We start from the raw sequence: 25,581 nt of genomic DNA on the forward strand, positions 1-25,581 counted from the left end.
CAACGCTGCCGGCCTCAGCCCTGACCGGACGTGTCGGGGTTCGGGCCGAGATCGGCGAGTTGTTCGCCGGGCAGGAGGATGTCCTGGACGGCGACCTGCAGGTCGCGCCCGGCCAACCAGGGGGCGACGGCCAGGTTGATCTGGGCTGCGGTGCCGGGTAGCGACACGCCGTACCGGGCGATGATGTGGACCTGGACACGTTCGTCGTCGACACGGACGCCGGGAACCGACCGGCCGGCGGCAAGGGTGCCGACCCGGCCGAACTCGCCTGCAGACAGCGCGGCGACACCGGGCAGCGCGCTGACCGCGTCGCTGATCGACGCGGCGATGTCGACCTCACGGGCCTGCGGCCGGACCCGGGCCCCCGCGGTGGCGACACCGACCGCAGGGACCTCCGGGTGCTGGGTCACTGGACGCGAGCGGAGTCGTCGTCCTTGTCGTCGTCGCCTTCGATGTGGACGTCGCCGACGGTGATGTTGACCTCGGTGACCTCCAAAGCGGTCATCCGCTCGATCGCTGCGATGACGTTGCGGCGGATCGCCTTGGTCAGCTCACCGATCTCGACGCCGTACTCCACCACGATGTCCAGATCGACGGCGGCCTGACGTTCGCCGACCTCGACGGAAACACCCTGCGCCAGACTGGTCTTCGCGCCGGGGATCCGTTCGCGGACGGCTCCGAAGGCACGGGCGACGCCGCCGCCGAGGGCGTGGACACCGTTCACCTCGCGGGTGGCCAGACCGGCGATCTTCTCCACGACGGTGTCAGCGATGGTGGTCTTGCCGTGCGTGGTCAACAACGAGGAGTTCGACGCGACCGGTAGGTTCCTCGACCCGCCGGTGGCGGTCTTGTCGGTGGCTGCCTTGTCGGTGGCTGCCTTGTCGGTGATGGGGGTGGTCATGACGCTGGGTCCTTTCTGGTGGGTCAAAACGCAATGAGGGGAGGTGGTTCAGTTCTTGAAGACGTCCTTGACAGCCTCGCCGGCGTCCTTGACGTCGGCCTTGGCCTGGTCGGCCAGCCCTTCCGCCTGCAGGTCCTCGTTGCCGGTGACCTCACCGAGCTTCTCCTTGGCCTGGCCGACGAGGTCCTGGGCCTTGTTCTGAATCTTGTCGATGGCGCTCATCTTGAGAACTCCTTCTGTGCGGTGGTTCTGGTGCTGGCGTCGGACGATGGTAAGGATCGGATGATCGGTGTCGATCGGTGATCCGCCGCGCAGGTCCGTGGATACGCGACCCAGATAAGACACCGCGACCGGCAAAGATGGCACGACCGAACCACTATGAGCTGGATCACCCCTTCCGGTGGTGGGATGTCGGGCGGTCTGGCAGGATCGCGGGGTGATCGAAACCGGGGGAACCCCTACTCCCCCTCTGCATCGCGTACCGCCGGCCGGGAAACCAGCGGTGGACGAATCGGTCATCATCGCTCGTGCGCAGACCGGTGACCCCCGTGCCTTCGAGCTGCTGGTCCGCCGGTACCAGCAGAGCATCTATGCGGTCGCGCTGCAGATCCTCTCGGATCCGGACGAGGCGGAGGACACCGCTCAGAATGCGTTCGTGGCGGCATGGCGGCGTCTACCGGAATTCCGCTCGGACGCGAAGTTCTCGACCTGGCTCTACCGGATCGTCACCAATCAGGCGCTCAACCAGGCCCGGACGCGCAGTCGCCGCGCCACACCCGCAGACGATGAGATCCTGCAAACCGGCGGCCGGCACGACTGGGTCTCCACCGGCGCCACGACCGACCCGGAAGCCCACGCCCAACACCTGGCGTTGATCGCCGCGGTCAACGCAGCGCTGGCCGCGTTGCCGGAAGATCTCCGCGTACGTTGGCTCTTGCGCGAGATCCAGGAATGTCCGTACCAGGACATCGCCGACATCACGAACGTGAGCCTGGATACCGCCCGCGGTCGGATCTACCGGGCTCGCTTGCAACTAGCGGAGGCGATGAAGTCATGGAGATAGACGTCGCAACGGAAACCCTGGCCTGCGGACGAGATCCGTTGGACGTCATCGACCAGGCCCGCCGGGGCCGGTCGGACGCCCACACCGCGACCTGCCCGTTCTGCCAAGCCGTGATCGGCTCGGACTCCACCGCCGCGCAGTACACCCAGCGCCTCAAGAACGAGCCGGTGCAGGTGCCGGCCACGCTGCTGCCATCGGTGATGAATTCCGTCTGGTCCGAACTGCGGCCCGGCCGCAACATCCCCCTGGCTGCAGCGCACGGTCCGGCGTTCGCCACCGAACAGGCCGTCACCTCCACCGTGGAGAACGAGTTGGACCAGCTTCCCGACTTCCAGGTCCACACCTGTCAGCTGCACTTTCGGGACCGCGCCCCCGAAGAGGCCGATCCGGGCTACGCCGATCGGAATCCGGGTCTGCAGATCGAGATCCGCGCGGCCGCGGCCTACTCCGTCGATCTCACCGCTCTGGCCGACACGGCTCGCGCCGCCGCCGCCGCCGCGCTGTCGCTCCAGTACGGGCTGCAAGCCGACGCGATCGACATCGCCTTCGTCGACGTCTACGGCACGGAAGGCTCCGGTCGATGACGCAGCCCGAACCGGCCCTGAGCGTCAGCGACCTGGTGGTGGCCAAGATCGCCGCCCAGGCCGCCGCCGACACCCCCGGCGTGGCACGCCTGGCTCCCAGCCTGACCACGGTCATCAAGTCCACCCTCACCAAAGCAGCCAGAAGCCTCATCAACCAGCCCGAGGCGGAGGCGGGTCGAGCCGACCCCGGGGCGGCGGAAATCACCCACACCGAGGGTGAGCTCACCCAGATCACGATCAGAATCATCGCCAGCGGGACCCCACCGGTCCTGCCGACCGTCAACGCGGTACAACTCGCCATCCACCATGCCGTGCAGGCCATCGCCCCCATGCCCGTCGATGTCACCGTCCTGGTCGTCGACACCGAACCGGTACGTGAGGCAGACCACAGCGATTCTCTGTGACGTGCCGACCGCGGCCGGTGTCTAACTAACGAAGGCCCGCACCAGCGAAGCCGGTCTACCTGTCACGATGCCGGTCTACCTGTCACCGTGAGGCCGTGCACCGGGAGCGAGGGTCGCGGTTGGACGGAGCGTTCGTCTGGACCCGCCTGGATCGACCGGAGTCGGCCAGGCGCGGCCGACCCGGCGCCGACCCTCGAACTGTTGTTGCTGGCCAGATCCGGGACCGCGAGCCTGGACCGCTGGCCCGGTCTGGTCACCCGGATGCTCCGAGGTGGCTCCGGTGTCGGCGAGGTCGCCGCCGAGTTGGGGTGGGGTCCGCGGCTGCGGTACCGCCGATCGCTGGAGACCTTCGGGTACTCCCTGCAACTTCTCCGCCGCGTCCAGCGTCTGCAGCGCGCGGTGGCCATGGCCCGCAGCGGCGGCGCATGTCGCCGGTCGCTGCGGCTACGCCGACCAAGCCCATCCGTCCAGGGAGACCAGATCTCTCGCCGGGGTCGACATGGGCCGGCTCCTCTGATCGGGGCCGTGCGTCAGGGACCGCGACCTACTGCGGAAGCTGGGCGAACAGGTCGACCGTCACACCGTCGGGGTCGTGCCCCACGGCATACCGCTGACCCCAGAATGCATCCCATGGCGCAAGATGGCCGTGATGGCCGGCTGCGACCAGATCGGCGTAGCCGCTGTCGATCTCGGCCGGTGACGCCGCGGCGAACCCGATGGACGACCGGCCGGCTTTCGTGACGGCCGCGAACTCCGGGTCGAAGGAGGCCATGACTTCCTCTGTGTCCCAACACAAGCGGATCCCGCCCGGAAGCCCGAACTCCACATGGGGCGAGATGTCGGCCTCGGCAGGAATCGCCGGCCCCAGCCTGCGGTAGAAGGCGAGGCCGGCCGCCATGTCGGAGCCGACCAGCCCGATGACGTCGAGGGTGAGTTCCATATCGGCACCGTAATCCGCACCGCACGCTGCTGTCTTGGACGCATCGGACACGCCTACCTCACCGGAGCGCCGGACAGCAATGCAGCCCTGTTGTTCACCAGCCTCATCGCATATGCCGGCCAAAAGACCCCCGACGGTGGCGCACTCGCGTCCGGGGTGCCGTTTCCGCTGCAGGCTCCGTCTGACTCCCCGGGGTACTTCACCCACAGGAAGGCGTCGTTCAGCGGATGCCTCGTCACCGATGTCGGGTTGGCCCCGAGGGCCAGTCCAGGAAGATTGCAGAACCCGCCGGTATTGGGCCCCGGGCCGTTGCCGTTGCGGGAAGTGTCGATGACGTAGTGCTTTCCGGGCATTCCGGCGGCCGCCAATCGCGCTGACACCCTGTCCCCGAAAGCCTGTTCGTCCTTGGTGGTCAGCACCCCGCTGGTGTCCAGTGCGAAACCAGCCACCTTGTCGATACCGACATAGGGCAGCGCGTACATCAGATACGCAAGAGATTGCTGCGGTGTGCCTTTGGAGTTCCAGTTCCCTGCGTCGAGATAGACGCTGGTCCCCGGCCGGGAAAGAGTATTCGCCGCGTACCGCAGGAGGGCGGCCCGTTCCATCATCTGACCGGAATCGAGGCATGTCGGGGCGGCCACGATGGCGTCGGGCTCGACGATGACCACGGCCCTTCGCCCGGCGATACCCGCCCGGACGTAGTTGACCAGGGAACGGTAGGCCCCGGCGTTGGGTTCTCCGCCGCTGGAGTAGGACCCGCAGTCACGGTTCGTGATCGCGTACAGGGTGAACACCGGGACCTGACCGGCTGCGGTGGCGGCTGTCTGGATCGCGTTGACGTAGCGCTGGTTCAGGTAGTCGGGCTTCTGCGGAACGATCCAGTAGGCCGTCGGCTGGGCTGCGATCTGGTTCAGCGTCGATGAGTAGGCGCGAGTCGTTGCCGCCGCCCGCTGTGCGGGATTGCCGGGCATCACGAAGAATCTGGCGCCGGCGAGGGAATTGACCCCGGCCGAAGAGTTGGCGGTGACCGGCGTCGCAGCGCGGGCGGGCGGTGTCACGGCCACCGTCGCGGCGATCACGGCACACAGCACCGCCAGCCTTCGCCATGAGCGTCTTCTGCTGGACATGTGATGCTCCAATCCCGGAGGGCGGGGCTGTCTCGGACATCGGCGGAGAAATTCAGCCCGTCTGCACTGCGGGTTCCACCCACCCACAGGTTTTCACAGCAACGCTCGATCACCCCTTCCCTTTGCGGTGGAGTTTCGCGCACGGAGAGTGTGCGGAAGCCACCGGCTCGGGCCTGCGGAGTGACGCTGGCTCTCGAGACCGCACCACCTGTGGTGACCGAGGGTCATGGATCCGTTGGTCACGACGTACCGCCCCACCATGTGACGGCCGCTGCGTGGATCAACTTCGCCGTTTTGGGACGGATGGGACAGAAGTCATCACTTTCGCCCATGCCTGGGAAGTTGATCCACGCCGGACCGGGGGTGATCCACGCCGGGCGGGGGAGTCAGGTCGGCGGAGTCGGTCCGTGCCGGCGAAGCGACCCCAGACTGTGGCCCCTGTTCCGCAGTATGGGACCGTGCCCTCCTGACGCGAGCAATCACGGCGGGATCAGACACGACGATCAGACACGACGAACAGGGATGACGGACAGTCATCACGGACAGAGAGGTCTCCATGACCAGCGCAGTGGAACCCATGCTGCCGGCGACGATGCGGGTGAGCGTGCTCCGCGGCATCGGTGACGTGGCAGTCGAGATGCGGGCCGTCCCGACGCCCGAACCCGGCGAGGTCCTGATCAGGGTCGGATCCGTCGGCATCTGCGGTTCGGACATCCACTACTTCCGGCACGGCCGGATCGCCGACTACGTGGTCCGTGAGCCGATGATCCTGGGTCACGAGGGGGGCGGCCACATCGTTGCGGTGGGCGAGGGGGTCGATCCCGCTCGCATCGGGGAGGCCGTCGCGATGGAACCGGGGGTGCCCTGTCGGGTCTGCCGGGAGTGCAAGGCCGGCCGTTACAACCTGTGCCCCGACGTGCGCTTCTTCGCGACCCCACCGATCGACGGATGCTTCGCCGAGTACGTGACGCTCGCCGCCGACTTCGCGCACACGGTGCCCGACTCGATGTCGGAAGATGCGGCCGGTCTGATCGAGCCGCTGTCCGTCGGCGTCTGGGCCTGCGCGAAGGTCCAGGTGGGCGCAGGTAGCCGGGTGCTGATCTCCGGCGCCGGACCGATCGGACTCATGAACGTCCAGGTCGCGAAAGCTCTGGGCGCCACCGAGATCGTGGTCTCCGACATCTCCCCCGACCGTCTCGAGGTGGCCGGCCGATTCGGAGCCACCCGGGTCCTGGATGCCCGGACCGAGAATGCGGCCGACCTCGACATCGAGGTGGACGCCTTCATCGACTGCTCCGGTGCCGAGATCGCCGTCCAGCAGGGCATTCGGGCGGTGCGGCCTGCCGGCCACGTGGCCCTGGTCGGGATGGGCGCCGACGAGATCTCGTTGCCCGTCGGGCTCGTGCAAGGTCGTGAACTGACCGTCACCGGTACGTTCCGGTACGCCAACGTGTACCCGACGGCCATCGCGCTCGCCGCCTCGGGGTCGATCGACCTCGACGGAATGGTCACCGGCCATTTCGGTCTCGACGATGTCGCAGAGGCCCTTTCGCAGGACAGGATTCCCGGCACCATGAAGGTCATCGTCAGACCAGGAGGTCTCGCATGATTCTGGACAGTTTCGACCTGACCGGCCGGGTCGCCGTGGTGACCGGCGGAAACCAGGGGCTGGGCAGGGCGTTCGCCCGCGGTCTCGGCGAGGCGGGCGCCTTGGTCGCGGTCCTCGGGCGCACGGCCGCACACAACGAGGCAGCGGTCGCCGAACTGGTGCAGGACGGCATCCGGGCCGCCGCCTTCACCGCGGACGTCACCGACAAGGCCAGTCTGGAGGCAGCGGCCGACGCGATCGAGGCCACCCTCGGACCCGTCGACATCCTGATCAACAACGCCGGGACCTGCATCCACCGGCCGGCTTTCGAGGTGACCGACGACGAGTTCGCCGAGGTGATGAACGTCAACGTCACCGGCGTCTGGAACGGCAGCCAGGTGTTCGGCAGACGGATGGCCGCAGCCGAGCGCGGCGTCATCGTCAACGTCGGGTCCATCTCGGCCCAGATCGTCAACCGCCCGCAGTGGCAACCGGCCTACAACGCCTCGAAGGCCGCCGTCCATCAACTGACGAAGTCGCTGGCCGCCGAGTGGGCGCCGCTGGGCATCAGGGTCAATGCGGTCGCACCGGGTTACGTGCGGACCGAGATGGCCCCGGTCGACAAGCCCGAGTTCCGGCGCTTCTGGATCGAGGACGCGCCGCAGCAGCGGGCCGCGACCCCCGAGGAAATCGCGCCGAGTGTGGTGTTCCTGGCCTCCGACGCCTCCGCCTTCATGACGGGCTCGGTCCTGGTGATCGACGGTGGCTATACGGTGTACTGACAGGTCCCGGTACTGATCCGACCCGGTACTCGGCGACGGGAGCGATGTGGCGACAACAGTTCTGGTGACCGGCGGCACCGGTCACCTGGGTCGGCACGTGGTGCGACAGCTGATCGAGGCCGGGCGCACGGTGCGGGTGGCCAGCCGCAACAAGCCCCCCGCCGAGAAGATCCTCGACCACGAGTGGGCGACGGTCGACTACCGGAGCCGGGCCGGTCTCGACGCCGCACTGCTCGGGGTGGAGGTGGTGATCCACTGCGCCAGCGGGTCACCCCGGGGTGAGGCCGAGTCGATCGCTGCGCTGCTGTCCTCCGGGAAGCGGGCCGCCATCAAGCATCTCGTCTACATCTCGATCGTGGGGGTCGACCGGCTGCCGCTGGGCTACTACCGCGCCAAGTTCGCGACCGAGAAGGCACTGATCGCCTCGGGGATCCCATGGACGATCCTGCGCACGACCCAGTTCCACGACCTGGCACTGACGATGGTCCGACTCGGTTGCCGACTGCCGATCGGCTTCGTCCCGCGCGGTGTCAGGCTGCAGCCGATCGCCGTCGGCGAGGTTGCGCTGCGGCTCGTGCAGATCGCGATGGAACCGCCCGCCGGACGGGTGACGGAGCTGGGTGGCCCGGAGATCAGGACCATGTGCGAACTGGCCACGATGTACCTGACCTCGGCCGGGCGGACCAGGAGGGTCGTCAGGATCCCGTTCCCCGGCCGGTTCGCGAGGGGCCTGCGCAAGGGCTACGGGATGACGCCGGACCACGGCGACGGCCTGCAGACCTTCGCCGAGTTCCTGGAGCTCGGACCTGCTCAGCAGTAGGCGGCGTCAGCGGTACGAGTCTGCGTACGGGTCGCTGTAGCGCAGCATCGGCGTGCCCTCCTGACGCCGGACGCGCCACGGCGAGAAGATCAGGGTGCCCAGGAATCCGATCACCAGCGCGACCAGCACCCCGATGTTCGCACCGGCCCAGGAGCCGGTCTTGCCGCCGAGGTCGAAGGCCTCGAGGAGGTAGCCCTGCCAGGTGAGCCAGGGCGCGTAGGTGTTGGTCACCAGACCCCAGCCGAGCGCGGTCCCGACCACCACGAGCGAGACCGGAACCCATTGCACGTCGCCGTAGCGGCCTTGGCGATCGAACAGCTCGGGCTCGGCGTAATCCTGTCTCCGTAGAAGGATGTCAGCCAGCATGACCCCGGCCCAGGCGGCCACCGGCACTCCGAGAGTGATGAGGAAGCCCTGGAACTGGAAGAAGAAGTTATCGGCGAAGAAGATGACGGCGATGGCCCCGGCCAGCAGGATGGTTCCGTCGATGAGGGCGGCGACGTACCGCTGCACCTTGAGTCCCAGGCTGAGCAGCGCCAGCCCGGACGAGTAGATGTCGAGCACGGCTCCGCCGACGAGCCCCAGCACTGCGACGACCACGAACGGCACGAGGAACCAGGTCGGCAACAACCCGGCGAGTGCACCGATCGGATCGTTGTAGATCGCGGTGTTCAGATCCGCCGACGAGCCGGCCAGGAGCAGCCCGAAGATCAGGAGGATGATCGGGGCGACGGCAGCACCGAATGTCGTCCAGCCGACCACACCCCTGCTGGACGCACCGCGGGGCAGGTACCGGGAATAGTCCGCGGCGGCGTTGACCCACCCGAGGCCGTACCCGGTCAGCACCAGGATGAATGCCCCGATCACGGCGGTGGACGAGGCGGCCGGCGTCGAGCTGACGATCGACCAGTGGATGTGTCCGGCCGACAACACGAGGTAGACCACCGTCAGGATCCCGGTGACGATGGTGATCCACTTCTGCATCTTCATGATCACGTCGAAGCCGGCCACGCCGCCGAGGATGGTCAGGGCGGTGACCACCAGCATCGCGATGATCTTGACGACATTTCCACTGCCCCAGCCCAGCCGTTCGAAAACCGTTGCGGTGGCCAGCGTCGCCAGGATCACCAGGACGGTTTCCCAGCCGACGGTCAACACCCAGGAGATGAGTGACGGCAACTTGTTTCCGCGGACTCCGAACGCCGCCCGCGAGAGCACCATCGTGGGGGCCGAACCCCGCTTGCCGGCAATGGCGACGAACCCGCAGAACAGGAACGAGACGACGATGCCGATCACCCCGGCGATCAGCGCCTGCCAGAACGACAGCTTGAACGCGAGCACGAACGCCCCGTAGCCCAGGCCGAGCACCGAGACGTTCGCGCCGAACCAGGGCCAGAACAGGTCACGAGGTCGACCCTTGCGCTCGCCGTCGGCGATGACGTTGATGCCGTTGGTCTCCAGGGCGACCGTGCGTGTTTCACCGAACTGGGTGGTCATCCCGGAATTGTCTCACCAGGGAATGATCTCCGTCCCGCGGACTTGTTCTCCGCCCCGTCACACCGACGACACACCACCCGCCCACGCTTGGACCCATGACCACCACGGTTGCGCTCGGCACCGACCTGAAGGTCTCGAACCTCGGTGAATGCCGTTTCGACTCACCGCTCGCAAAATACATCGGCGGCCGCCGGACCAACGAGCACTATGTCGACGAGGACGACCGCGTCCTGTTCGACGACACCATCAGCCTGGTGCGCGAGCGGGCCGTCCCGGTGGACCGGCTGCCGAGTTTCGAACCGGGTGGACCGCGCCGGCAGGTCTTCTTCGCACCCGGTACCGCCCGGGTCGGGGTGGTCACCTGCGGTGGGTTGTGTCCAGGATTGAACGACGTCATCCGCGGCCTGGTCCTGGAGTTGTGCACGCACTACGGGGTCGGTGAGGTGACCGGGTTCCGCTACGGCTATGCGGGCCTGGTCCCGGGAAACGGCCACCGCGTCACCCGTCTGACGCCGGACAAGGTCGACAAGATCAACGAGCAGGGCGGGACCATCCTCGGAACATCGAGGGGCGCACAGGATCCGGAGGTCATGGCCGACACCCTCGTCGAGCACGGGATCGACATCCTCTTCGTCATCGGCGGTGACGGCTCGATGCGCGGGGCGGCCGGTATCGCCCAGGTCCTGACCCGGCGTGGTCTGCCCATCGGCGTGATCGGGATTCCCAAGACGATCGACAACGACATCCCCTACATCGGCCAGAGTTTCGGATTCCAGACCTCGTTCACCGTTGCGGCCCAATCGATCCAGGCCGCACGGGTGGAGGCGCAGTCCGCGATCGGCGGGGTGGGCCTTGTCCGTGTGATGGGCCGCCATTCCGGCTTCATCGCCTGCTACGCGGCCCTGGCCAATCACGACGCCGATTTCGTCCTGATCCCGGAGGTACCGTTCGCGCTCGACGGCGACGGCGGGTTCCTGGCCTGCCTGCGCCGACGAGTGACCGACCGGGGAAGTGCAGTGGTGGTCGTCGCCGAGGGCGCTGGACAGGAATTGCTGACCTCCTCCGGATCGGACGCATCTGGTAACGCCGCCCTGGCCGACGTCGGCGTGTTCATGAAAGAGCGGATCACCTCCGACTTCGAGGCCGCCGGACAGCCGTTGACACTCAAGTACATCGACCCCGGTTACGCCATCCGCTCGGTTCCGGCGCAGGCCTCCGACTCGGTCTACTGCGTCCGACTCGCCCAGGCGGCGGTGCACGCCGCCATGGCCGGACGGACGGACATGGTCGTCGGCCGCCGGCACAACCGATTCATCCACGTGCCGATCTCGTTGGCCGTGTCGATGCGCAACCGGGTCGCCCCCGACGGCGATCTGTGGCTGTCCATCCTGGAGTCGACGGCCCAGCCGTTCGAGATGCGGTAGCCGGTCGGGGCTGTTCACGCGACCGGCACGGGATTGGCTGTCGGTGCGGCGGGGCACCATGGGCACATGCTGCTCTCCAGGCTCGTCGAGACCTCGGCCGAGGTCGCCGCCACCCGTTCCCGGCTGGCCAAGCGCAAGGCGCTCGCCGGCTGCATCGCCGAGGCCGGCGGCGAGGCACGCAGCGAGGCCGGCGGCCAGGAGATCGAACTCGTCGTCACCTTTTTGTCCGGGACGCTGCGGCAACGCCGGACCGGAGTGGGGTGGGCCTCGATGGCGGCGCTGCCGCCGCCCGCCCCCGAGGCGACCCTGACGGTGAGCGACGTCGACGCGGTGTTCGAAAAGGTGGCGGCCATCGCCGGCGCCGGGTCGACAGCACTGCGAAGCGCAGAGGTCGAGGGCCTCTTCGCGCTCGCCACCTTGCCCGAGCAGGCGTTTCTCCGTGGTCTGGTCTTCGAGGATCTACGGCAGGGCGCCCTCGACTCCCTGGTGCAGGACGGTCTCGCGGCCGCGTTCGACGTCCCGACGGCCACCGTGCAGCGGGCCGCGATGCTGCTCGGCTCCACCGCGACGGCCGCGGGGCTGCTCGCCCGGATCGGCGTCGCGGCGTTGGAGCAGGTCGGCCTGCAGGTCGGCATCCCGGTCCGGCCCATGCTGGCGGCCAGCGCGCCGAACGCCGACGCTGCCGTCCCGAAGTCCGGCCTACCTGCCCTCGTCGACGCCAAGCTGGACGGCATCCGGATCCAGGTGCACCGCGACGGCGACCTCGTCCGCCTGTACACGCGGAGCCTGGACGACGTCACGGATCGACTGCCCGAGATCGTCGAAGCCGTTGCGGCGCTGCCGGTCTCCAGGTTGGTGCTGGACGGCGAGGTGGTCGGTCTGGGTTCGGACGGGAGGCCGCTGCCGTTCCAGGTGATCGCCTCGCGGACCGGCAGCAGCATCGATGTCGCCGCCGGGCGGGAGAAGACGCCGCTGTCGCTGTTCGTCTTCGACCTGCTGCACGTCGACGGTCGTGATCTGCTGGACGAGCCGCTGTCCGTGCGCGCCGCCGTCATGCGGGAGGCACTACCACCGGAATTGCTGGTTCCGCGGATTCTGGCCGAGAGCGTCGAGCAGGTCACCGCCTTCTTCACCCAGGTCGTCCTCGACGGCTTCGAGGGCGTGGTCGTGAAGAACCTCGCCGCCCCCTACGCCGCCGGCCGGAGAGATTCCGGCTGGATCAAGATCAAGCCACGTCATACCTTCGACCTGGCCGTCATCGGTGCGGAGTGGGGGTCCGGTCGCCGTCAGGGCTGGCTGTCCAACCTGCATCTGGCCGCGAGGGACACCGCGACCGGTGATCTCGTCATGCTCGGCAAGACCTTCAAGGGCCTGACCGACCAGATGCTGACCTGGCAGACGGAACAGTTCCTGGGCAGGGAGGTCCGGCGGACGAAGTACGCCGTGTTCGTCGACCCGCCCCTGATCGCCGAGATCGCCATCGACGGTGTCCAACGGTCCAGCCGCTACCCCGGCGGTGTTGCGCTCCGCTTCGCCCGGGTCCTCCGCTACCGCGACGACAAGACGCTGGAGGAGGTCGACACCATCGACGCGGTCGTGGCGCTCAGCCCGCTGTGACCACCTGCATCGTCCGCTGACCTCCGGTTTCGCTTTACCGCCGCATTGCATAGTCCCGGACCGACGATATTTGCATAGGCTGTGGAATGACCCTGAGCAGACGTCTTCCTGTCCTTGCCCTGATCGGTGCCGCGATCGCAGCGGTCACCCTCACCTCTCCGGCTTCAGCGGCACCCCCAGGATCCGCAGCCACCAGCGCATCCGCAGTCGCCGCGTCATCCGCAGTCGCCGGCGGGTCGCCGTCGAGGGCTTCGGCCCCGACGAACTGCGTCAGGGGCAACACCATCGCGCTCCCGGCCGGCATCCAGCCCGAGGGCATCACGTCCGTCGGCTCCACCTACTACGTGGGCTCGCTGAACGACGGCCGCATCGTCACCGGCAACCTGCTGCGCACCGGTACGTCTAAGGTGCTGTTGCCGGGGGCGACCGGCCGGCAGTTGCGCGGCCTGCAGTACGACGCACGCACCCGGTTGCTCTGGGCCGTCGGCAACGTCGGGACGGTGGCGCACATCTGGGCCGTTGATGCCCGGACCGGCAGCATCGCCGTCGACACCGTCGTGGCCGGCGGCGGTTTCCTCAACGACCTGATCATCACCCCGACCGCCGTCTGGGTCACCGACTCGAACGTGGAGCGACTGACCCGCATCCCGCTGACCTCGTCCGGCCGTCCCGCCGGGGCGGCCCCAACGTTCCTGGCCCTGGGCGGTGACTGGCCCGGCGCGCGCGGTGGGCTCAGCGCCAACGGCATCCGATCACTGGACCCCACGCACGTGATCCTGGATCACAGCACTGCGGGCGGCCTCTGGTCGGTGGACCTGCGCACCGGGAAGGCCACCCGGATCCCGGTGACCGGCGGACCTACGATCACTGGTGGTGACGGACTGGAACGGCGCGGATCGACCCTGTGGGTGGTGCGCGGAACGTCGAACACCTCGGTCGCCCAGCTGACCCTCAGGGCCGGGCGCCACGGCTGGACGGCGTCCTGGGAGAAGCTGCTGACCGACCCGACACTGGACGTCCCGTCGACCGCCACGTTCGCCGCCGGCTCGCTGTACGCGGTGAATGCCCGCTTCGGCACGCCGTCCCCGGCGACCGCGGACTACTACATCACCCGCCTGCGGTGACCCTCGTCCGAGGCAGTGCCGGTGCTCGGCCGACGTCAGACGGTCTGCTCGGCCGAGCACCACCAGGTCGACCGTCCACCGACGGTGCCGTGCACCATCTCCGCACCGCATCGAGGGCAGTGGCCGCCGGCATGACGGGCCCGCGATCACCTCGCCCGTGTGCACGCCGCCCTTGGCGATGGCGGATTTCAAGGCAGCCCCCAGCGCCCGGAACAGGCGGTCGGAGTCTTCGGGCTGCAGGGTGTCGACCGGCGCGGACGGGGAGAGCTCGGCCTTCCAGAGCACCTCGTCCGCGAGCAGGTTCCCGATTCCGGCGATCTTGGACTGATCGAGCAGACGGGCCTTGATGGCGATCGTCCCCTTCGCCACCAGGGCGCGGAACTCGGCCGGGCCCACCTCCTCGGCATCCGGACCGAGAGCGCCGATGTCCGGATCCAGCCGGACCCGACCGAGCCGCCGCTTGTCGAACAGCACCAGGCTGCCGCCGTCGGCGAACTCGAGGGTGAACCGGTTCCACTCGGCCTTGCGTGGCTGGGCGTCCGGGCGGCTGGGCCCACCGCCCACCCCGGCCTTGGCCGACCCGGCCCCCTTGGCGGACGCTGCACCCTTGCCGGACGCCGCACCCTTGCCGGTGATCACGATCCGGCCGCCCATCCCGAGGTGGATGCCCAGGTCGGGACCGGGTGTCACGGACCTGCCGACACCGGAGGTCTCGCACCACATCGTCTTTCCGCGCCGACGGGCCGCGGTGAGCATCCGGCCGACCAGGGCGTCACGCAATTGACCGGGGGAATGTGGGCGGCAGACGAACGTGTCGGCGTCGTCGACGGCCACGATGCGCCGCTTCAGCGCACCTTCGGCAATCACACTGCGAGCGTCCTCGACCTCGGGAAGTTCTGGCATGACCCATGATTACCCAGCCGGCAGCCGGGCCACACCGTCGTCCGGGGGCAACGGCGTCCGGAGGGCCGGCCGGATCTCCACCCGTCAGGCGAGCATGTCCCTGACCATCGGGGCCACCTTGGTGCCGTACAGCTCGATCGAACGCATCATCTGCTCGTGCGGCAGGGTGCCGTTGCTGTACTTCAGATCGAAGCGATCTGCGCCGAGAACCTTGACGGTGGAGGCGATCTTCGTCGCCACGGTTTCCGGGGAGCCCACGTAGATGGAACCCTGCACCGCGTCTGCTTCGAAGCGGGCACGGGTCGGCGCGGGCCAGCCGCGCTCGCGGCCGATGCGTGTCGTCATGTCGCGGTAGTGCGGCCACAGTTCGTCCCTGGCCTGCTCATCGGTGTCGGAGATGTGGCCGGGCGAGTGCACACCGATCGGGGCGGGGCCGGTGCCGAACTGGTCCAGCGCGCGGTGGAACAGGTCGGAGTACGGCGCGAACCGCTCCGGTTCACCGCCGATGATCGCCAGCAGCAGCCCGAATCCGTACCGGGCCGCCCGGACGACCGACTCCGGGCTGCCACCGACGCCGAGCCAGGTCTTGACGGCACCGGAGGCGGTGTGCGGGAACACCGACTGGTGGTCGAGGCCGGACCGGGTGGTGCCCGACCAGGTGACCGGCTGCTCGGCGCGCAACGCCGCGAACAGTTCCACCTTCTCCTCGAAAAGCTTGTCGTAGTCGGAGAGTTCGTAGCCGAACAGCGGGAACGACTCGGTGAACGACCCGCGTCCCAGGATGACCTCCGCCCGGCCGTCGGACACGGCGTCCAGGGTGGCGAAACGCTGGAAGACCCGGACCGGATCATCGGAGCTCAGCACGGTGACCGCAGAACCGAGGTGGATGCGTTCGGTCCGCCCGGCGATCGCCGCCAGGACGACATCAGGGGCGGTCACCGCGAAGTCGGCGCGGTGGTGCTCGCCGATCCCGATGAAGTCGAGACCGACCTGGTCGGCCAGGACGGCCTGCTCGACGAGATTGCGGATGACCAGAGGCTGAGGAAGGGGCTGACCGTCTCCCCCGACCGTGACGTCGCCGAAGGTGTCGAGGCCGAGTTCGAGCTGGGTGGTCATGTGGGAGTCCTCCAGAAGTTGCCGTTCGGGTCAGTCTATGACATGTCAACAAACTGGCGCGCCCGGCATTCCCACCGATCACGCCGACGACGGAGCGGTAGTCTCACCGGACCTCAACGCACCTCACCGAACGACCGACGAACCGCTGGGAGACCACACCGTGAAGATCGCGCCTTTTCTCTGGTACGACCGGGATCTCGCCGAGGTCCTGAGCTTCTACCGGGCGATCTTCGATGATTTCCGGGTGATCAACTCGACCCCTGGGGCCGAGGGGTCGGTGATGATGGCCACCTTCGAGATGGCCGGTCAGGAGATCATGGCCCTCAACGGGGGGCCGATGTACACGTTCACCGAGGCGGTCTCGCTGTTCGTCTCCGTCGGATCGCAGGAGGAGGTGGACGTCCTCTGGTCGGCGCTGACCGCCGACGGTGGCGCCGAGTCCCGGTGCGGGTGGTTGAGGGACCGGTTCGGCCTTTCCTGGCAGATCATCCCGACGGCCCTCGGGCAGTTGATGGGCGACCCCGACCAGGAGAAATCCGCACGGGTGAGGCAGACCATGATGACGATGAACAAGATCGACGTGGCCGCCCTGGAGGCCGCGCACCGCGGCGAGTGACCGTCCGGTGGCGCATGGCCGGTGATCGGGCCGTCCTGGCCGAGCTCGACGACCTCCGGCAGGTCATCCGACTGCACCAGCGGTTGGCCTCGGGCCGACCGACGGGGGTCGTCGACGTCATCCCCGCCGCACGCACGGTTCTGGTCGCCTTCGATCCGGGACTTGTGTCACCTGAGGTCGTCTCGGAATGGATCGGTGGAACCGTGGATCTTCCCGGTACCACCGCCGAGCCGGCGGCGGTCGGGGCCGCCGCCCTCGGTGGGGCTGTCGTGGAGATACCGGTGCACTATGCGGGGGAGGACCTCGCCGAGGTGTGCGCCCTGCTGGACTGCACCGAGCCGGAACTCGTCGCGCTGCACACCGGCACCGAGTTCACCGTGGCCTTCTGCGGTTTCGCTCCCGGGTTCGCGTATCTGACGGGTCTGCCGTCCGGTCTTCGGGTGCCGCGCCGAAGGTCGCCACGCACCACGGTGCCGGCCGGATCGGTCGCCCTCGCCGACGAGTTCAGTGGCGTCTACCCCCGCGAATCTCCTGGTGGATGGCAGTTGATCGGCCGGACCGACACCGTCGTCTTCGATCTCGACCGTGACCCGCCGGCCCTGCTCCCACCGGGGACCCGCGTTCGGTTCGTCCAGGTGAGCCCGTGATCACCGTTGTCTCGCCCGGCCCGATGAGCACCGTCCAGGATCTGGGCCGACCGGGGTTCGGGCATCTCGGCATCGGTCGGTCCGGCGCGGCGGATCGTCCGGCGCACCTGATGGCCAACCGGATCGTCGGGAACGAGGCCGGCGATGCCACGATCGAGATGACCCTCGGGCGACTGCGGGTGCGCTTCGCCGACCACGCCGTCATCGCCCTGACCGGAGCTGCGGTCGGGGCCACGTGCGGGGCGGCGCGCGGCGCGGCGGCCGCCGGCGCCACGGTGCCGATGGAGACCGCGTTCACAGTGCCTGCGGGGCAGGAACTTCGGGTCGGAGCCCCCCGGACCGGCCTGCGCACCTACCTCGCCGTACGGGGTGGGATCACCGTCCCCCCGGTACTCGGTTCCCGCTCGACCGACACCCTGTCCGGCATCGGACCGGCGAGGCTGGCGGCGGGGATGACGCTCCCGGTCGGGTCCGCGGTCGCGCGAGGGGGCCCCTTACGTCCTGCGGAACGACGCCTATTGCCCGCACTTCGCAGGACGTCCGGGGAGTTGCGCGTGATTCCCGGCCCACGCGAGGACTGGTTCACCCCGCAGGCACTGCGCCTGCTGTGCGACTCGACCTGGACCGTGACGCCCGATGCCGACCGGGTCGGCGTCCGGCTGGCCGGGCCGACACTCGAACGCGCCCGAACGGACGAGTTGCCTTCCGAGCCGATGGTCACCGGGGCGTTGCAGGTCCCGGCCAGTGGGCAGCCCATCATCTTTCTCGCCGATCACCCGGTGACCGGCGGCTATCCGGTGATCGCCGTCATCACCGACGCCGATCTCGCCCTGGCGGCGCAGTTGCGACCGGGTCACGGTGTCCGGTTCCGTCTGCCCTGAGCGTGGAGCCCTCACTCGCTCCGGCCGGCCAGTGCTGCGAGTCGCCGCGCCTGCACGGCATCCAGCACGGTGTAAACGGCCTTCGTCGGCACCGGCAGGTGGATCTCCTCGCCACCGATGGTGGCGGTCTCGTCCCAGCGGAGGTCCACGGAGATCCTGACGCCGCCGACGACGACCGCGCCGCTGACGGTCAGCATTCCCGGTCGCCCCTGGGTGGAGCCGGGCAGCGCGTCATAGGAGAGTGTCACCGGCATCAGGGTCCGGTCCAGATCGGCCGCCGGAATCCGGCCGGCCAGCGATGCACCGGCGGTTCGCAGACGCCAGACATCAAGGGCCAGCAGTTGTCTGAGCGTGATGGCCGAGGAGATGGCGTCCGTCCCGGCGGATGTCGTGGAGGTGTTCGTCGGCAGGGACGGATCGAGCGCCTGGTTGGCCAGCAGATCGGCGGTCACCTGGCAGAGCACCTGTCGTCCCGGGACAACGCAACCGAGCCCGTTCCCGAACCGTGCCGGAACGGTGACCCACGCCGTGGGGGCCACCGATCGCAGGGCCCCTCCGGTCAGCAGGTAGTCATGACGGGGATTGCCGGAGCGGTGCAGGACGTCGACGAGTGTGCCGGGATCGGTGGATCCCGAGCGCGTCGTCATCTCGAAGGTCGCGGGATCACCGATCCCTGTGGCCACCACCGATTGGGTGCGGCTGTAGGACGCCCCGTCGACCGACTCCGAGTAGGCGAGCCGCCCGGTCAGGTTCCCGGCCTCGGAGTCGACGGCCAGTGCTGCGGTCGCACCGGGGACCTGCCCGTGGTTCCAGACCGCACCGGTCACGTAGTCGCGCACCTGGGCGATCGCAGCGGTGATGTCGGTGCGCTTCGCCGGGACCACGGACGTCCGGGTGACGGTAACCGTGACGGTCGCGGACGCGGACGCGGACGACGGCGCAACTCCGGACGAGACAGGTTGCGGGGCAACGCACCCACTCACCAGCAGCAGGCCGACCAGCAGCAGCCCGACCAACGCTCCCGGCCGGAGGGCGAGGCGACCGGACCGCCCGCTCCGCCCCACCGTTCTCACCCTGCCGACCCGAGGTAGAGCGGGTAGTCGTCGGCCAGGCTCAGCAGACCGACCGTCAGGCGCGAATCGCCACCACGCGAGGTGACGCCGTACACGTATCCCACGCCGAGGACGTTGTCGAAGCCGGTGAACCAGGCCCCGCCGGAGGACCCGGGCGTCAACCCGCAGGAGATCTCGGCGGTCTGCACCACGGCATCCCCCTCGAAGGTGTCCGGGAGTCGCTGCGCGCAGTAGCGCTGGGCGCTGCCGTCGAAGGGCGCTGCCGTGGGATAGCCGAGAACGAGTGTCGGATAGCTGATCTGCGTGGCGGCATTGGAGGTGTCGGAGAACATCAGGCCCTGGGCGCCGGTCACCGTTTCGATCTCCCGACCGTTCAGCGCCTGCACCCTGGCGAAGGCGATGTCGTCGTACGAACCGGCTCCGTGCATCAACTCGGTCTGCTGGAGTCCACGTCCGGACTCGGTGACCCAGGTGTTCTTCAACCAGCGGTCATTGGTCCGGGCGCCGTCCACCTTCCAGATCCCGTACGGTGCCTGTACATCCGGCTGCCCCTGGGCATCCAGCGTCAGCGGGTTGGAGAGCTGGGAGGCTCCCGGCACGAACCAGATCGTGTCCAACAGCGTCATCGCCGGCCCGGATCTGCCCGCAGGCTTGCCCACAGGAATGTTCCAGACGCAATGACCGGCCGTCAAAACCACATTCTTTGCCGCAGAATGGACCACCGTCCCGGAACACGTATAGGCCTGACGACCGACGATTCCGATCACCTGACCATTTGTCCGCCCGGTCAGGCCCACCCCCGACCAAACATTCCCGCCCGCGGAATTCGGCTGATTCGCCGCATTCCCGGGCTGCACCGGCAGGGTCGGCGGGATGTAGACACTGGCCGCATCGTCGCGAGCGCGGTCGATGGTGAGCGAGCTGGTGTGGTTCGTATCGACCGCGACACCCCACCAGGGGAGCGCGGCCAGTTTCGGAGCCGCTGTGCGCCCGACCGGCGGAGCCACCCGGTAGACGACCGCGGGGGTGGCCGCGACCTTCCGCACGGTCGTGACGGTGACGGTCGGCGTCGCACGGGACGGTGCAACCGACGAGGACGCCGACGCCGTGGCTGCCACCGTCAGGCCGGCCTGGGCTCCGGGCGTGGCGCGGGTCGCCTGACCCGCGGTGCTCACCGTGCAGGCCGTGATCAGCAGCAGCCCGACGACAGCCAGCAGCATCGATCGGCCCGGCCGCAACCGTCCGATGGACCTGTGGGCGCCCATGCGCATCCCCTCGCGACTCCCCGATCCAACTACACCGGCGCCGATTCGGGAAGAGACAAGACATTGGCACCACTATTCGCACCAGGTTTCGCACCACTGCGAAGTGAAGTGAAGGTGAAGGATGATGACCGGCTCGTGCCTGGTCGATCCGTAGGTAGGCTGACCCAGCCCAGATCGGGCCTTGACTTTGACGTACCGGGTGGGTTATTCGTGGGCTCTTCCTTTCTTGTCCGTTCGCGCGCCCTGCGCGTCCTGATCGCCGCGAGCCTCGGCGCCGCCGCCCTCGTCGCGGTCCCCGCGGCGGCCTCGGCCGCACCCGCGGCACCGATCACCCCGTCGGCGGCGGCCGGCCCGGCTGCAGTGGTGACGGCGCCGGCCGGGGTCAGGACGACCATCACGCCGGGCTTGAAGGGCTTCGACAACGGCGGCGTCGTCTCGGCCGGTTCGATCAACTGCCTGAGCAGGCTCAACGGCTACTCGCTCGCCATGGTCAACGTCAACGAGACCACCTACGCGACGTACAACAACGCCGCGGCTGCGGGCATGAACATCGTCTTGTTCCAGGGCTACTACCCGGACTACTGGGCGTCTGCGAAGTACGGTGCGAGCCAGGGCAGCAAAGCTGCCAAGACCGCTGCCTCCCTCGGCTACCCCAAGGGGGCGATGATCTTCCTCAATCTGGAGGCGACCTCCGGCAGCAAGGTCGTCCTGGCATGGGTCCAGAACTGGATCGCCGCAGTCAGGGCCGGTGGGTACCTGGCCGGGATCTACGTCGGCATCGATCCCGGGCTGACGAAGGCCCAGCTGGACACGCTGGGTGGCGTGAGCGGGTTCTGGAAGTCGGCGTCGACCTCTGGCGTACCGGTGGTGGCGCGGGGATACGTCCTGCAACAGCCCACCCCGCTGGACATACCCTTCTGCAACACCAAGATCGACAACAACTTCGCGCGTACCGACAACAACGGAGCGCAGTTGATCGGGGCAGCGTTCCCGAAGACGGTGAGCAAGGGGACCGCATCCGGCGCATTCGTCCCTCTCACGCCGGCCCGGCTGCTCGACACACGCACCGGCGGTACAGGTCCGGTGAGCGCCAGGAAGTCCGTGACCCTGCAGGTCACCGGCCGGGGAGGCGTGCCCGGCACCGGGGTGAGCGCCGTGGTGATGAACGTGACGGCGACCGCCCCGACCGCAAAGGGTTACGTGAGCGTCTACCCCACCGGCCGGTCCGTGCCGACGGTGTCGAACCTGAATCTCGTGCCCGGCCAGACCGTCCCGAACCTCGTGACGGTGCAACTTGGCACCAATGGCCGCGTCACCATCGTCGCCGGCGGGGCCGGAACCGTCCAGGTGATCGCGGACGTCGCGGGCTACTACCTGTCGGGCGCCGCTTCTGAACCCGGAACTTTCGTCTCGCTCACGCCGACCCGACTGCTGGACACCCGGAACACAGGCACCGCGGTCAAGAACTCCGGGACCACGGTGCAGGTGGCCGGACAACCGGTCGGCAGCAGCAGGATCCCGCCGACGATCTCCGCCGCCGTGCTGAACCTGACGGCGGTCGGCCCGACCCAGCGGGGCTACCTGACGGCCTACGCGACGACCAACGGCGCCCCACTGTCTCGAACCTCAACTTCCTGGCCGGCCAGACCGTGCCGAACCTGGCCGCGGTTCCCCTCGACCCGAACGAGGGATCACTGCAGATCTACAACGGCTCGCTCGGAACCACGGATCTGCTGGCCGACATCGCCGGCTACTACCTGTCCGGATCGCCGACGGCCACTGGCTCCTACACCGCCACCACGCCCACCCGGGTCCTGGACACCAGGTCCAATGCCGCCTCCAGGGTCGGGGCCGACAGCGCGATCGCGCTGCAAGTGGCCGGGGTGGCGGGGGTCCCGGCCACCGCCACCTCGGTCGTCCTCAACGTGACGGTGACCAACCCGGCCACCATCGGCTATCTGAGCGTCTTCCCTTCGGACACCTCGGCTCCGCTGGCCTCGAACCTCAACTTCGTGAAGGGCCAGACTGTCGCCAACCTCGTGATGGTGCCGATCGGAGCGGACGGGAAGATCGTCCTGGACAACCAGTCCCTCGGGGCGGCCGACCTGATCGCGGACATCGCCGGCTACTTCAGGGGCTGATCAGGAGGTCGGGACCACGCTGCTGGTGGTCGGAGCCACCGGGGCGGTCGGGGAAGCCGGGGCGGTCCCGGTCGTCGCCGGACCCCTTCCGTCCGGCGCACCGGCCGGGAAACCCCCGTGCCAGCCGCGACCCGGTCCACCCATCGGACCGCCGTCACCGCGACCCGGTCCACCCATCGGGCCCTTGTCCGCACCGACCGTGACCGCGTCCAGCGAGGTCCCGTTGGCATCGACCGTGCCCTCCGCGTGGATCTTGGTGCCGATCGCCAGCGCCGCCTTCAGCCCGTCGGTGTAGGTGGTCTTGCTGCTGAGGACGATCGTCCGGGTGAAGCCTTCGCGGTCCTTGATCAGCACGGTGCTACCGCTGACCGAGGTGACGGTGCCCGCCAGGTGCGGCTTCGGCGCCGGTCGGGTGGGCGCGGCCGGCGCACCCGCAGCACCGGTGGTGGGCGCGGTCGTCGAGCCGGCCCCTGAGCCGTCCTTGACGGTGCTCGTCGTGCTGGGCAGCACGGTCGACGTGGTCGGCGTGCCGGCGGTCGGCTGCTCGGCAGAGGCGACCGCGCCGATCCCGCCGCCGATGATGGCGATCGCGGCGATACCACCGATCGCGGCCAGCCGCAGCCGGCGACGCGGCTTCTGCTCGGGGGTGGGGAGTGCGGAGGAAGGCGTTGTCACGTTCTCGTTCATGATCGGGTGAGGCCTTTCGGGTTGCTCGGCGGGGCGTTCCCGTCGGATGACACCACTGTGTGCGACCAGCCTGAATGCGCGCTGAATCAGCCAGGATCCGGGCGGCACACTCAGGCATCCCTCAGGAACGGCGCGCACGCTCGACCACATGGATTCCGATGCGGCACGCGTACTGGTGGTCGAGGACGACATGGTGCTGCGCACCTGCATCGAGGACGGTCTGGTCGATGCCGGCTACCAGGTCATGACGGCGGCCGACGGTGCCGGATTCTCCGCACTCGTCGAGGCCTTCCGGCCTGACGTGGCCCTGCTGGACGTCATGCTGCCGGGCGCCTCCGGGCTCCAACTGGCCCGTCACCTGCGTGAACACACCCAGGCCTCGGTCCTGTTCCTGACCGCTCGCGATGCCGTCGCCGACCGGCTGGCCGGGTTCGACGCCGGCGCCGACGACTACATCGTCAAACCGTTCGTGATGGCCGAACTGCTGGCGCGCACCCGCGCGGTGCTGCGCCGCAGCGGCAAGACCAGATCGAGGCGGCTGCAGGTGGCCGACCTGCTGGTGGACGAGGACGCGGGCGAGGTGATCAGGGACGGCGTGGTGATACCGGTGACGGCCACCGAGATGCGACTGCTGGCCTATCTCGCCCGCAACCGGGGGCGGGTGCTGAGCAAGACCCAGATCCTGACGCAGGTCTGGGGCTACGAGGCGTACGACCCGAACCTGGTGGAGGCGTACGTCTCCGGGATCCGCCGCAAGCTCGAGGCCAACGGTGGCCGCCTCATCCACACGGTCCGCGGCGTCGGTTACCGGATGAGCGAGACGGAACCGCGGATGCGGGCTTCGTGATCACCCTGGGGCGACGTACCGCACCGCCGGTCGACCGCCCGCTCCGGACGGTTTCGCTCCGCCGCCGGGTGGCCGTCTGGGTGCTGTTGTTGCTGGTCGTCGTCCTGACGGTGATGGGTCTGGTGGTCAACTGGTTGCTCGGGGACGCACTGAAGTCCGATCTGACCCACCGCCTGCAGGACAAGGCGAGCTACGCGGCCGTCCTGCAGGAGCAGGGGGTGGCCGGTCAGACCCTGGCCGACCAGATGACCGGCAACGGCGTCCTCGGCCTGTTCAACTCCGGCGGTAGGGCCTACATCGGCCATGACGAGGGTCCGCCGTTCTCCGGCTCGGCCGGATCGGGCGGACCGGTCGGCCAGGGCGGACCCGGTGGGGTGGGCCGCGTCAGGCCCCCGAGGCCAATACCCGCGGTCGCTCCGACGGTTTCGGTCACCGAGGCCAACGGCCAGATGATCGCGACGGTGACCCTGCCCAACGGCACGCTGACCCTGTCGGCCGGTGAGGGCGAGATCACCAACACGCTCGACCGGCTGCAGCAGGTCGAACTCCTGGCCGGCGGCGGGACCCTGTTGGTCGCCGGGCTCCTGCTGATCACCGTCGTGCGTGCGGCTCTGCGACCCCTGGAACGGATGACCGCCCTCGCCCAGCGGATCCGGGACGGCACCCGGGGCCGGCGCCTGCGGCCGACCAGACCGAACACCGATCTCGGCCGGACCGCCACCGCCTTCGACGACATGCTCGACGCGCTGGAGACCGCCGAGACGCAGGCCAGATCGGCCGAGGAGAAGATGCGTCAGTTCCTCGGCGACGCCTCGCACGATCTGCGGACGCCCCTGGCCGGCGTCATCGCCGGAGCCGAACAGCTGCTCAGAACGCCCACCGCCCGGGCCGAAAGGGAGGAACGGCTGGTGCAGGTCGTTCGTCAGGCCCGGCGGGCGGCCCGACTGGTCGACGACCTTCTGCTGATGACCAGGCTGGACACCGCGGCCCAGTCGGGCGAGCAGGCCGGGCCGGCCGGGCAGTGGCAGCCGACCGACCCGATCCGGCTGATCCGCCGCGAGATCTGCCTGCTGGAGCTCCGACGCCCGGACCTGACCGTGGCGGTGGGTGACGGCCCGGAGGCGCTGGTGCCGGCCGATTCCGACCAGCTGCAGCGCGCCCTCGGCAATTTGATCGAGAATGCCGCCACTGCAACACCTCTGGGCGGCGTCATCTCGATCGGTCGGTCGTTCGCGGACGGCCGGCTGTCGATCAGGGTGATCGATACCGGCGCCGGTGTGCCGCCGGAGCATCGCGAACGGATCTTCGACCGGTTCGTCCGGCTGAGCAGCTCCCGCAGCAGTGCGGGGTCCGGTCTGGGACTGCCCATCTCCCGGGCCATCGCCCGGGCGGCGGGCGGCGACCTGCAGTGCCTGCCGAGCTCGCGCGGCGCCTGCTTCGAGTTGACGTTGCCGGCCGTGATCGCCGCTCGACCAGCCGTGCCCGCTGATCGACAGCTCACCACCGCCGGCTGAGCTCGCCCTACCGGTCCGGC

The 25,581-nt window shown here is 68.8% G+C and carries 26 protein-coding genes and 1 pseudogene; 16 read left to right on the plus strand and 11 right to left on the minus strand.

Annotated elements, in window-relative coordinates; translation table 11 throughout:
- Positions 1-14: 14 nt before the first annotated feature.
- From H7F38_RS02980 to H7F38_RS02990, 3 genes are read right to left on the minus strand one after another with little or no spacing between them, the layout of a single operon-like run.
- On the minus strand, positions 15-410 hold the full coding sequence (locus H7F38_RS02980) for a hypothetical protein (RefSeq protein WP_187092781.1): 396 nt from the start codon (positions 408-410) through the stop codon (positions 15-17).
- The gene (locus tag H7F38_RS02985; RefSeq protein ID WP_187092782.1) at positions 407-901 is read right to left on the minus strand and encodes an Asp23/Gls24 family envelope stress response protein; all 495 of its coding nucleotides are present in this window, start codon (positions 899-901) and stop codon (positions 407-409) included. The genes H7F38_RS02980 and H7F38_RS02985 overlap by 4 nt, the downstream gene beginning before the upstream one ends.
- Before the next feature lie 48 nt (positions 902-949).
- The gene (locus H7F38_RS02990) at positions 950-1,123 is read right to left on the minus strand and encodes a CsbD family protein (protein WP_187092783.1); all 174 of its coding nucleotides are present in this window, start codon (positions 1,121-1,123) and stop codon (positions 950-952) included.
- Between the two features lie 280 nt (positions 1,124-1,403).
- On the opposite strand from H7F38_RS02990, the gene H7F38_RS02995 reads away from it, so the two are divergent.
- From H7F38_RS02995 to H7F38_RS03005, 3 genes are read left to right on the plus strand one after another with little or no spacing between them, the layout of a single operon-like run.
- Positions 1,404-1,964 carry a sigma-70 family RNA polymerase sigma factor gene (locus tag H7F38_RS02995; RefSeq protein WP_187092784.1) on the plus strand — a complete coding sequence of 187 codons (561 nt, stop codon included), beginning with the start codon at positions 1,404-1,406 and terminating at the stop codon, positions 1,962-1,964.
- Positions 1,955-2,548 carry a hypothetical protein gene (locus H7F38_RS03000; protein WP_187092785.1) on the plus strand — a complete coding sequence of 198 codons (594 nt, stop codon included), beginning with the start codon at positions 1,955-1,957 and terminating at the stop codon, positions 2,546-2,548. Before H7F38_RS02995 ends, H7F38_RS03000 begins: the two co-directional genes overlap by 10 nt.
- Positions 2,545-2,952 carry a hypothetical protein gene (locus H7F38_RS03005; RefSeq protein ID WP_187092786.1) on the plus strand — a complete coding sequence of 136 codons (408 nt, stop codon included), beginning with the start codon at positions 2,545-2,547 and terminating at the stop codon, positions 2,950-2,952. The genes H7F38_RS03000 and H7F38_RS03005 overlap by 4 nt, the downstream gene beginning before the upstream one ends.
- A 544-nt stretch (positions 2,953-3,496) precedes the next feature.
- Here H7F38_RS03005 and H7F38_RS03010 read toward each other — a convergent pair.
- Positions 3,497-3,892, minus strand: a complete 396-nt coding sequence (locus H7F38_RS03010; protein ID WP_187092787.1) for a VOC family protein — start codon at positions 3,890-3,892, stop codon at positions 3,497-3,499.
- A gap of 53 nt (positions 3,893-3,945) precedes the next feature.
- Positions 3,946-5,019, minus strand: a complete 1,074-nt coding sequence (locus tag H7F38_RS03015) for a glycoside hydrolase family 6 protein (protein WP_187092788.1) — start codon at positions 5,017-5,019, stop codon at positions 3,946-3,948.
- Between the two features lie 556 nt (positions 5,020-5,575).
- Here H7F38_RS03015 and H7F38_RS03020 point away from each other — a divergent pair.
- From H7F38_RS03020 to H7F38_RS03030, 3 genes are read left to right on the plus strand one after another with little or no spacing between them, the layout of a single operon-like run.
- The gene (locus H7F38_RS03020) at positions 5,576-6,628 is read left to right on the plus strand and encodes an NAD(P)-dependent alcohol dehydrogenase (RefSeq protein WP_187092789.1); all 1,053 of its coding nucleotides are present in this window, start codon (positions 5,576-5,578) and stop codon (positions 6,626-6,628) included.
- Positions 6,625-7,389 (plus strand): SDR family NAD(P)-dependent oxidoreductase, encoded by a 765-nt coding sequence (locus H7F38_RS03025; protein ID WP_187092790.1) that lies wholly within the window; start codon positions 6,625-6,627, stop codon positions 7,387-7,389. The genes H7F38_RS03020 and H7F38_RS03025 overlap by 4 nt, the downstream gene beginning before the upstream one ends.
- A gap of 46 nt (positions 7,390-7,435) precedes the next feature.
- Positions 7,436-8,209, plus strand: a complete 774-nt coding sequence (locus tag H7F38_RS03030; RefSeq protein WP_187092791.1) for an SDR family oxidoreductase — start codon at positions 7,436-7,438, stop codon at positions 8,207-8,209.
- Positions 8,210-8,215: 6 nt separating this feature from the next.
- On the opposite strand, the gene H7F38_RS03035 is transcribed toward H7F38_RS03030, so the two are convergent.
- Positions 8,216-9,706, minus strand: a complete 1,491-nt coding sequence (locus H7F38_RS03035) for a cytosine permease (protein ID WP_187092792.1) — start codon at positions 9,704-9,706, stop codon at positions 8,216-8,218.
- Positions 9,707-9,801: 95 nt separating this feature from the next.
- Here H7F38_RS03035 and H7F38_RS03040 point away from each other — a divergent pair, with 95 nt between their 5' ends.
- The 3 genes from H7F38_RS03040 (at position 9,802) to H7F38_RS25815 (ending at position 13,871) form a co-directional block, all read left to right on the plus strand.
- Entirely contained in the window at positions 9,802-11,130 is a 1,329-nt protein-coding gene (locus tag H7F38_RS03040) for an ATP-dependent 6-phosphofructokinase (RefSeq protein WP_187092793.1), read from the plus strand.
- A gap of 66 nt (positions 11,131-11,196) precedes the next feature.
- Positions 11,197-12,747, plus strand: a complete 1,551-nt coding sequence (locus H7F38_RS03045; protein WP_187092794.1) for an ATP-dependent DNA ligase — start codon at positions 11,197-11,199, stop codon at positions 12,745-12,747.
- Positions 12,748-12,833: 86 nt separating this feature from the next.
- Entirely contained in the window at positions 12,834-13,871 is a 1,038-nt protein-coding gene (locus H7F38_RS25815; RefSeq protein WP_255498224.1) for a hypothetical protein, read from the plus strand.
- Between the two features lie 222 nt (positions 13,872-14,093).
- On the opposite strand, the pseudogene H7F38_RS26440 reads toward H7F38_RS25815, so the two are convergent.
- Together H7F38_RS26440 and H7F38_RS03060 are read right to left on the minus strand one after the other, a co-directional pair.
- Positions 14,094-14,774: pseudogene (locus tag H7F38_RS26440) on the minus strand (DNA-formamidopyrimidine glycosylase family protein); the annotation flags it as partial.
- An 84-nt stretch (positions 14,775-14,858) separates the two neighbouring features.
- Positions 14,859-15,890, minus strand: coding sequence for an LLM class flavin-dependent oxidoreductase (locus H7F38_RS03060; protein ID WP_187092795.1), 1,032 nt, complete (start codon positions 15,888-15,890; stop codon positions 14,859-14,861).
- Between the two features lie 160 nt (positions 15,891-16,050).
- Here H7F38_RS03060 and H7F38_RS03065 point away from each other — a divergent pair, with 160 nt between their 5' ends.
- The 3 genes from H7F38_RS03065 to H7F38_RS03075 are packed head-to-tail and all read left to right on the plus strand — an operon-like array spanning position 16,051 to position 18,034.
- Complete coding sequence (locus H7F38_RS03065; protein WP_222618405.1) at positions 16,051-16,506, plus strand: VOC family protein; 456 nt, start codon at positions 16,051-16,053, stop codon at positions 16,504-16,506.
- Positions 16,507-16,520: 14 nt separating this feature from the next.
- Entirely contained in the window at positions 16,521-17,153 is a 633-nt protein-coding gene (locus H7F38_RS03070; protein WP_187092798.1) for an allophanate hydrolase subunit 1, read from the plus strand.
- Positions 17,150-18,034: a biotin-dependent carboxyltransferase family protein gene (locus H7F38_RS03075; protein ID WP_187092799.1), complete on the plus strand. Its 885-nt coding sequence runs from the start codon at positions 17,150-17,152 to the stop codon at positions 18,032-18,034. Before H7F38_RS03070 ends, H7F38_RS03075 begins: the two co-directional genes overlap by 4 nt.
- Before the next feature lie 11 nt (positions 18,035-18,045).
- Here the strand turns inward: H7F38_RS03075 and H7F38_RS03080 are convergent, their stop codons facing one another.
- Together H7F38_RS03080 and H7F38_RS03085 are read right to left on the minus strand one after the other, a co-directional pair.
- The gene (locus H7F38_RS03080; protein ID WP_187092801.1) at positions 18,046-19,098 is read right to left on the minus strand and encodes a hypothetical protein; all 1,053 of its coding nucleotides are present in this window, start codon (positions 19,096-19,098) and stop codon (positions 18,046-18,048) included.
- A 5-nt stretch (positions 19,099-19,103) separates the two neighbouring features.
- Positions 19,104-20,372: a serine protease gene (locus H7F38_RS03085; protein WP_187092802.1), complete on the minus strand. Its 1,269-nt coding sequence runs from the start codon at positions 20,370-20,372 to the stop codon at positions 19,104-19,106.
- Positions 20,373-20,582: 210 nt separating this feature from the next.
- Here H7F38_RS03085 and H7F38_RS03090 point away from each other — a divergent pair, with 210 nt between their 5' ends.
- A complete protein-coding gene (locus H7F38_RS03090) occupies positions 20,583-22,301 on the plus strand; it encodes a glycoside hydrolase domain-containing protein (protein ID WP_187092803.1) in 1,719 nt (572 codons plus the stop codon).
- Positions 22,256-22,513 (plus strand): hypothetical protein, encoded by a 258-nt coding sequence (locus H7F38_RS03095; RefSeq protein ID WP_187092805.1) that lies wholly within the window; start codon positions 22,256-22,258, stop codon positions 22,511-22,513. The genes H7F38_RS03090 and H7F38_RS03095 overlap by 46 nt, the downstream gene beginning before the upstream one ends.
- On the opposite strand, the gene H7F38_RS03100 is transcribed toward H7F38_RS03095, so the two are convergent.
- Positions 22,514-23,200: a hypothetical protein gene (locus H7F38_RS03100; protein WP_187092806.1), complete on the minus strand. Its 687-nt coding sequence runs from the start codon at positions 23,198-23,200 to the stop codon at positions 22,514-22,516.
- A 148-nt stretch (positions 23,201-23,348) separates the two neighbouring features.
- Here H7F38_RS03100 and H7F38_RS03105 point away from each other — a divergent pair, with 148 nt between their 5' ends.
- Together H7F38_RS03105 and H7F38_RS03110 are read left to right on the plus strand one after the other, a co-directional pair.
- On the plus strand, positions 23,349-24,047 hold the full coding sequence (locus tag H7F38_RS03105; protein ID WP_187092807.1) for a response regulator transcription factor: 699 nt from the start codon (positions 23,349-23,351) through the stop codon (positions 24,045-24,047).
- On the plus strand, positions 24,044-25,561 hold the full coding sequence (locus H7F38_RS03110; RefSeq protein ID WP_187092808.1) for a HAMP domain-containing sensor histidine kinase: 1,518 nt from the start codon (positions 24,044-24,046) through the stop codon (positions 25,559-25,561). The genes H7F38_RS03105 and H7F38_RS03110 overlap by 4 nt, the downstream gene beginning before the upstream one ends.
- Positions 25,562-25,581 lie beyond the last annotated feature (20 nt).

Source organism: Nakamurella sp. PAMC28650 (genome assembly GCF_014303395.1).
In the GTDB taxonomy this organism is placed as follows: Bacteria; Actinomycetota; Actinomycetes; order Mycobacteriales; family Nakamurellaceae; genus Nakamurella.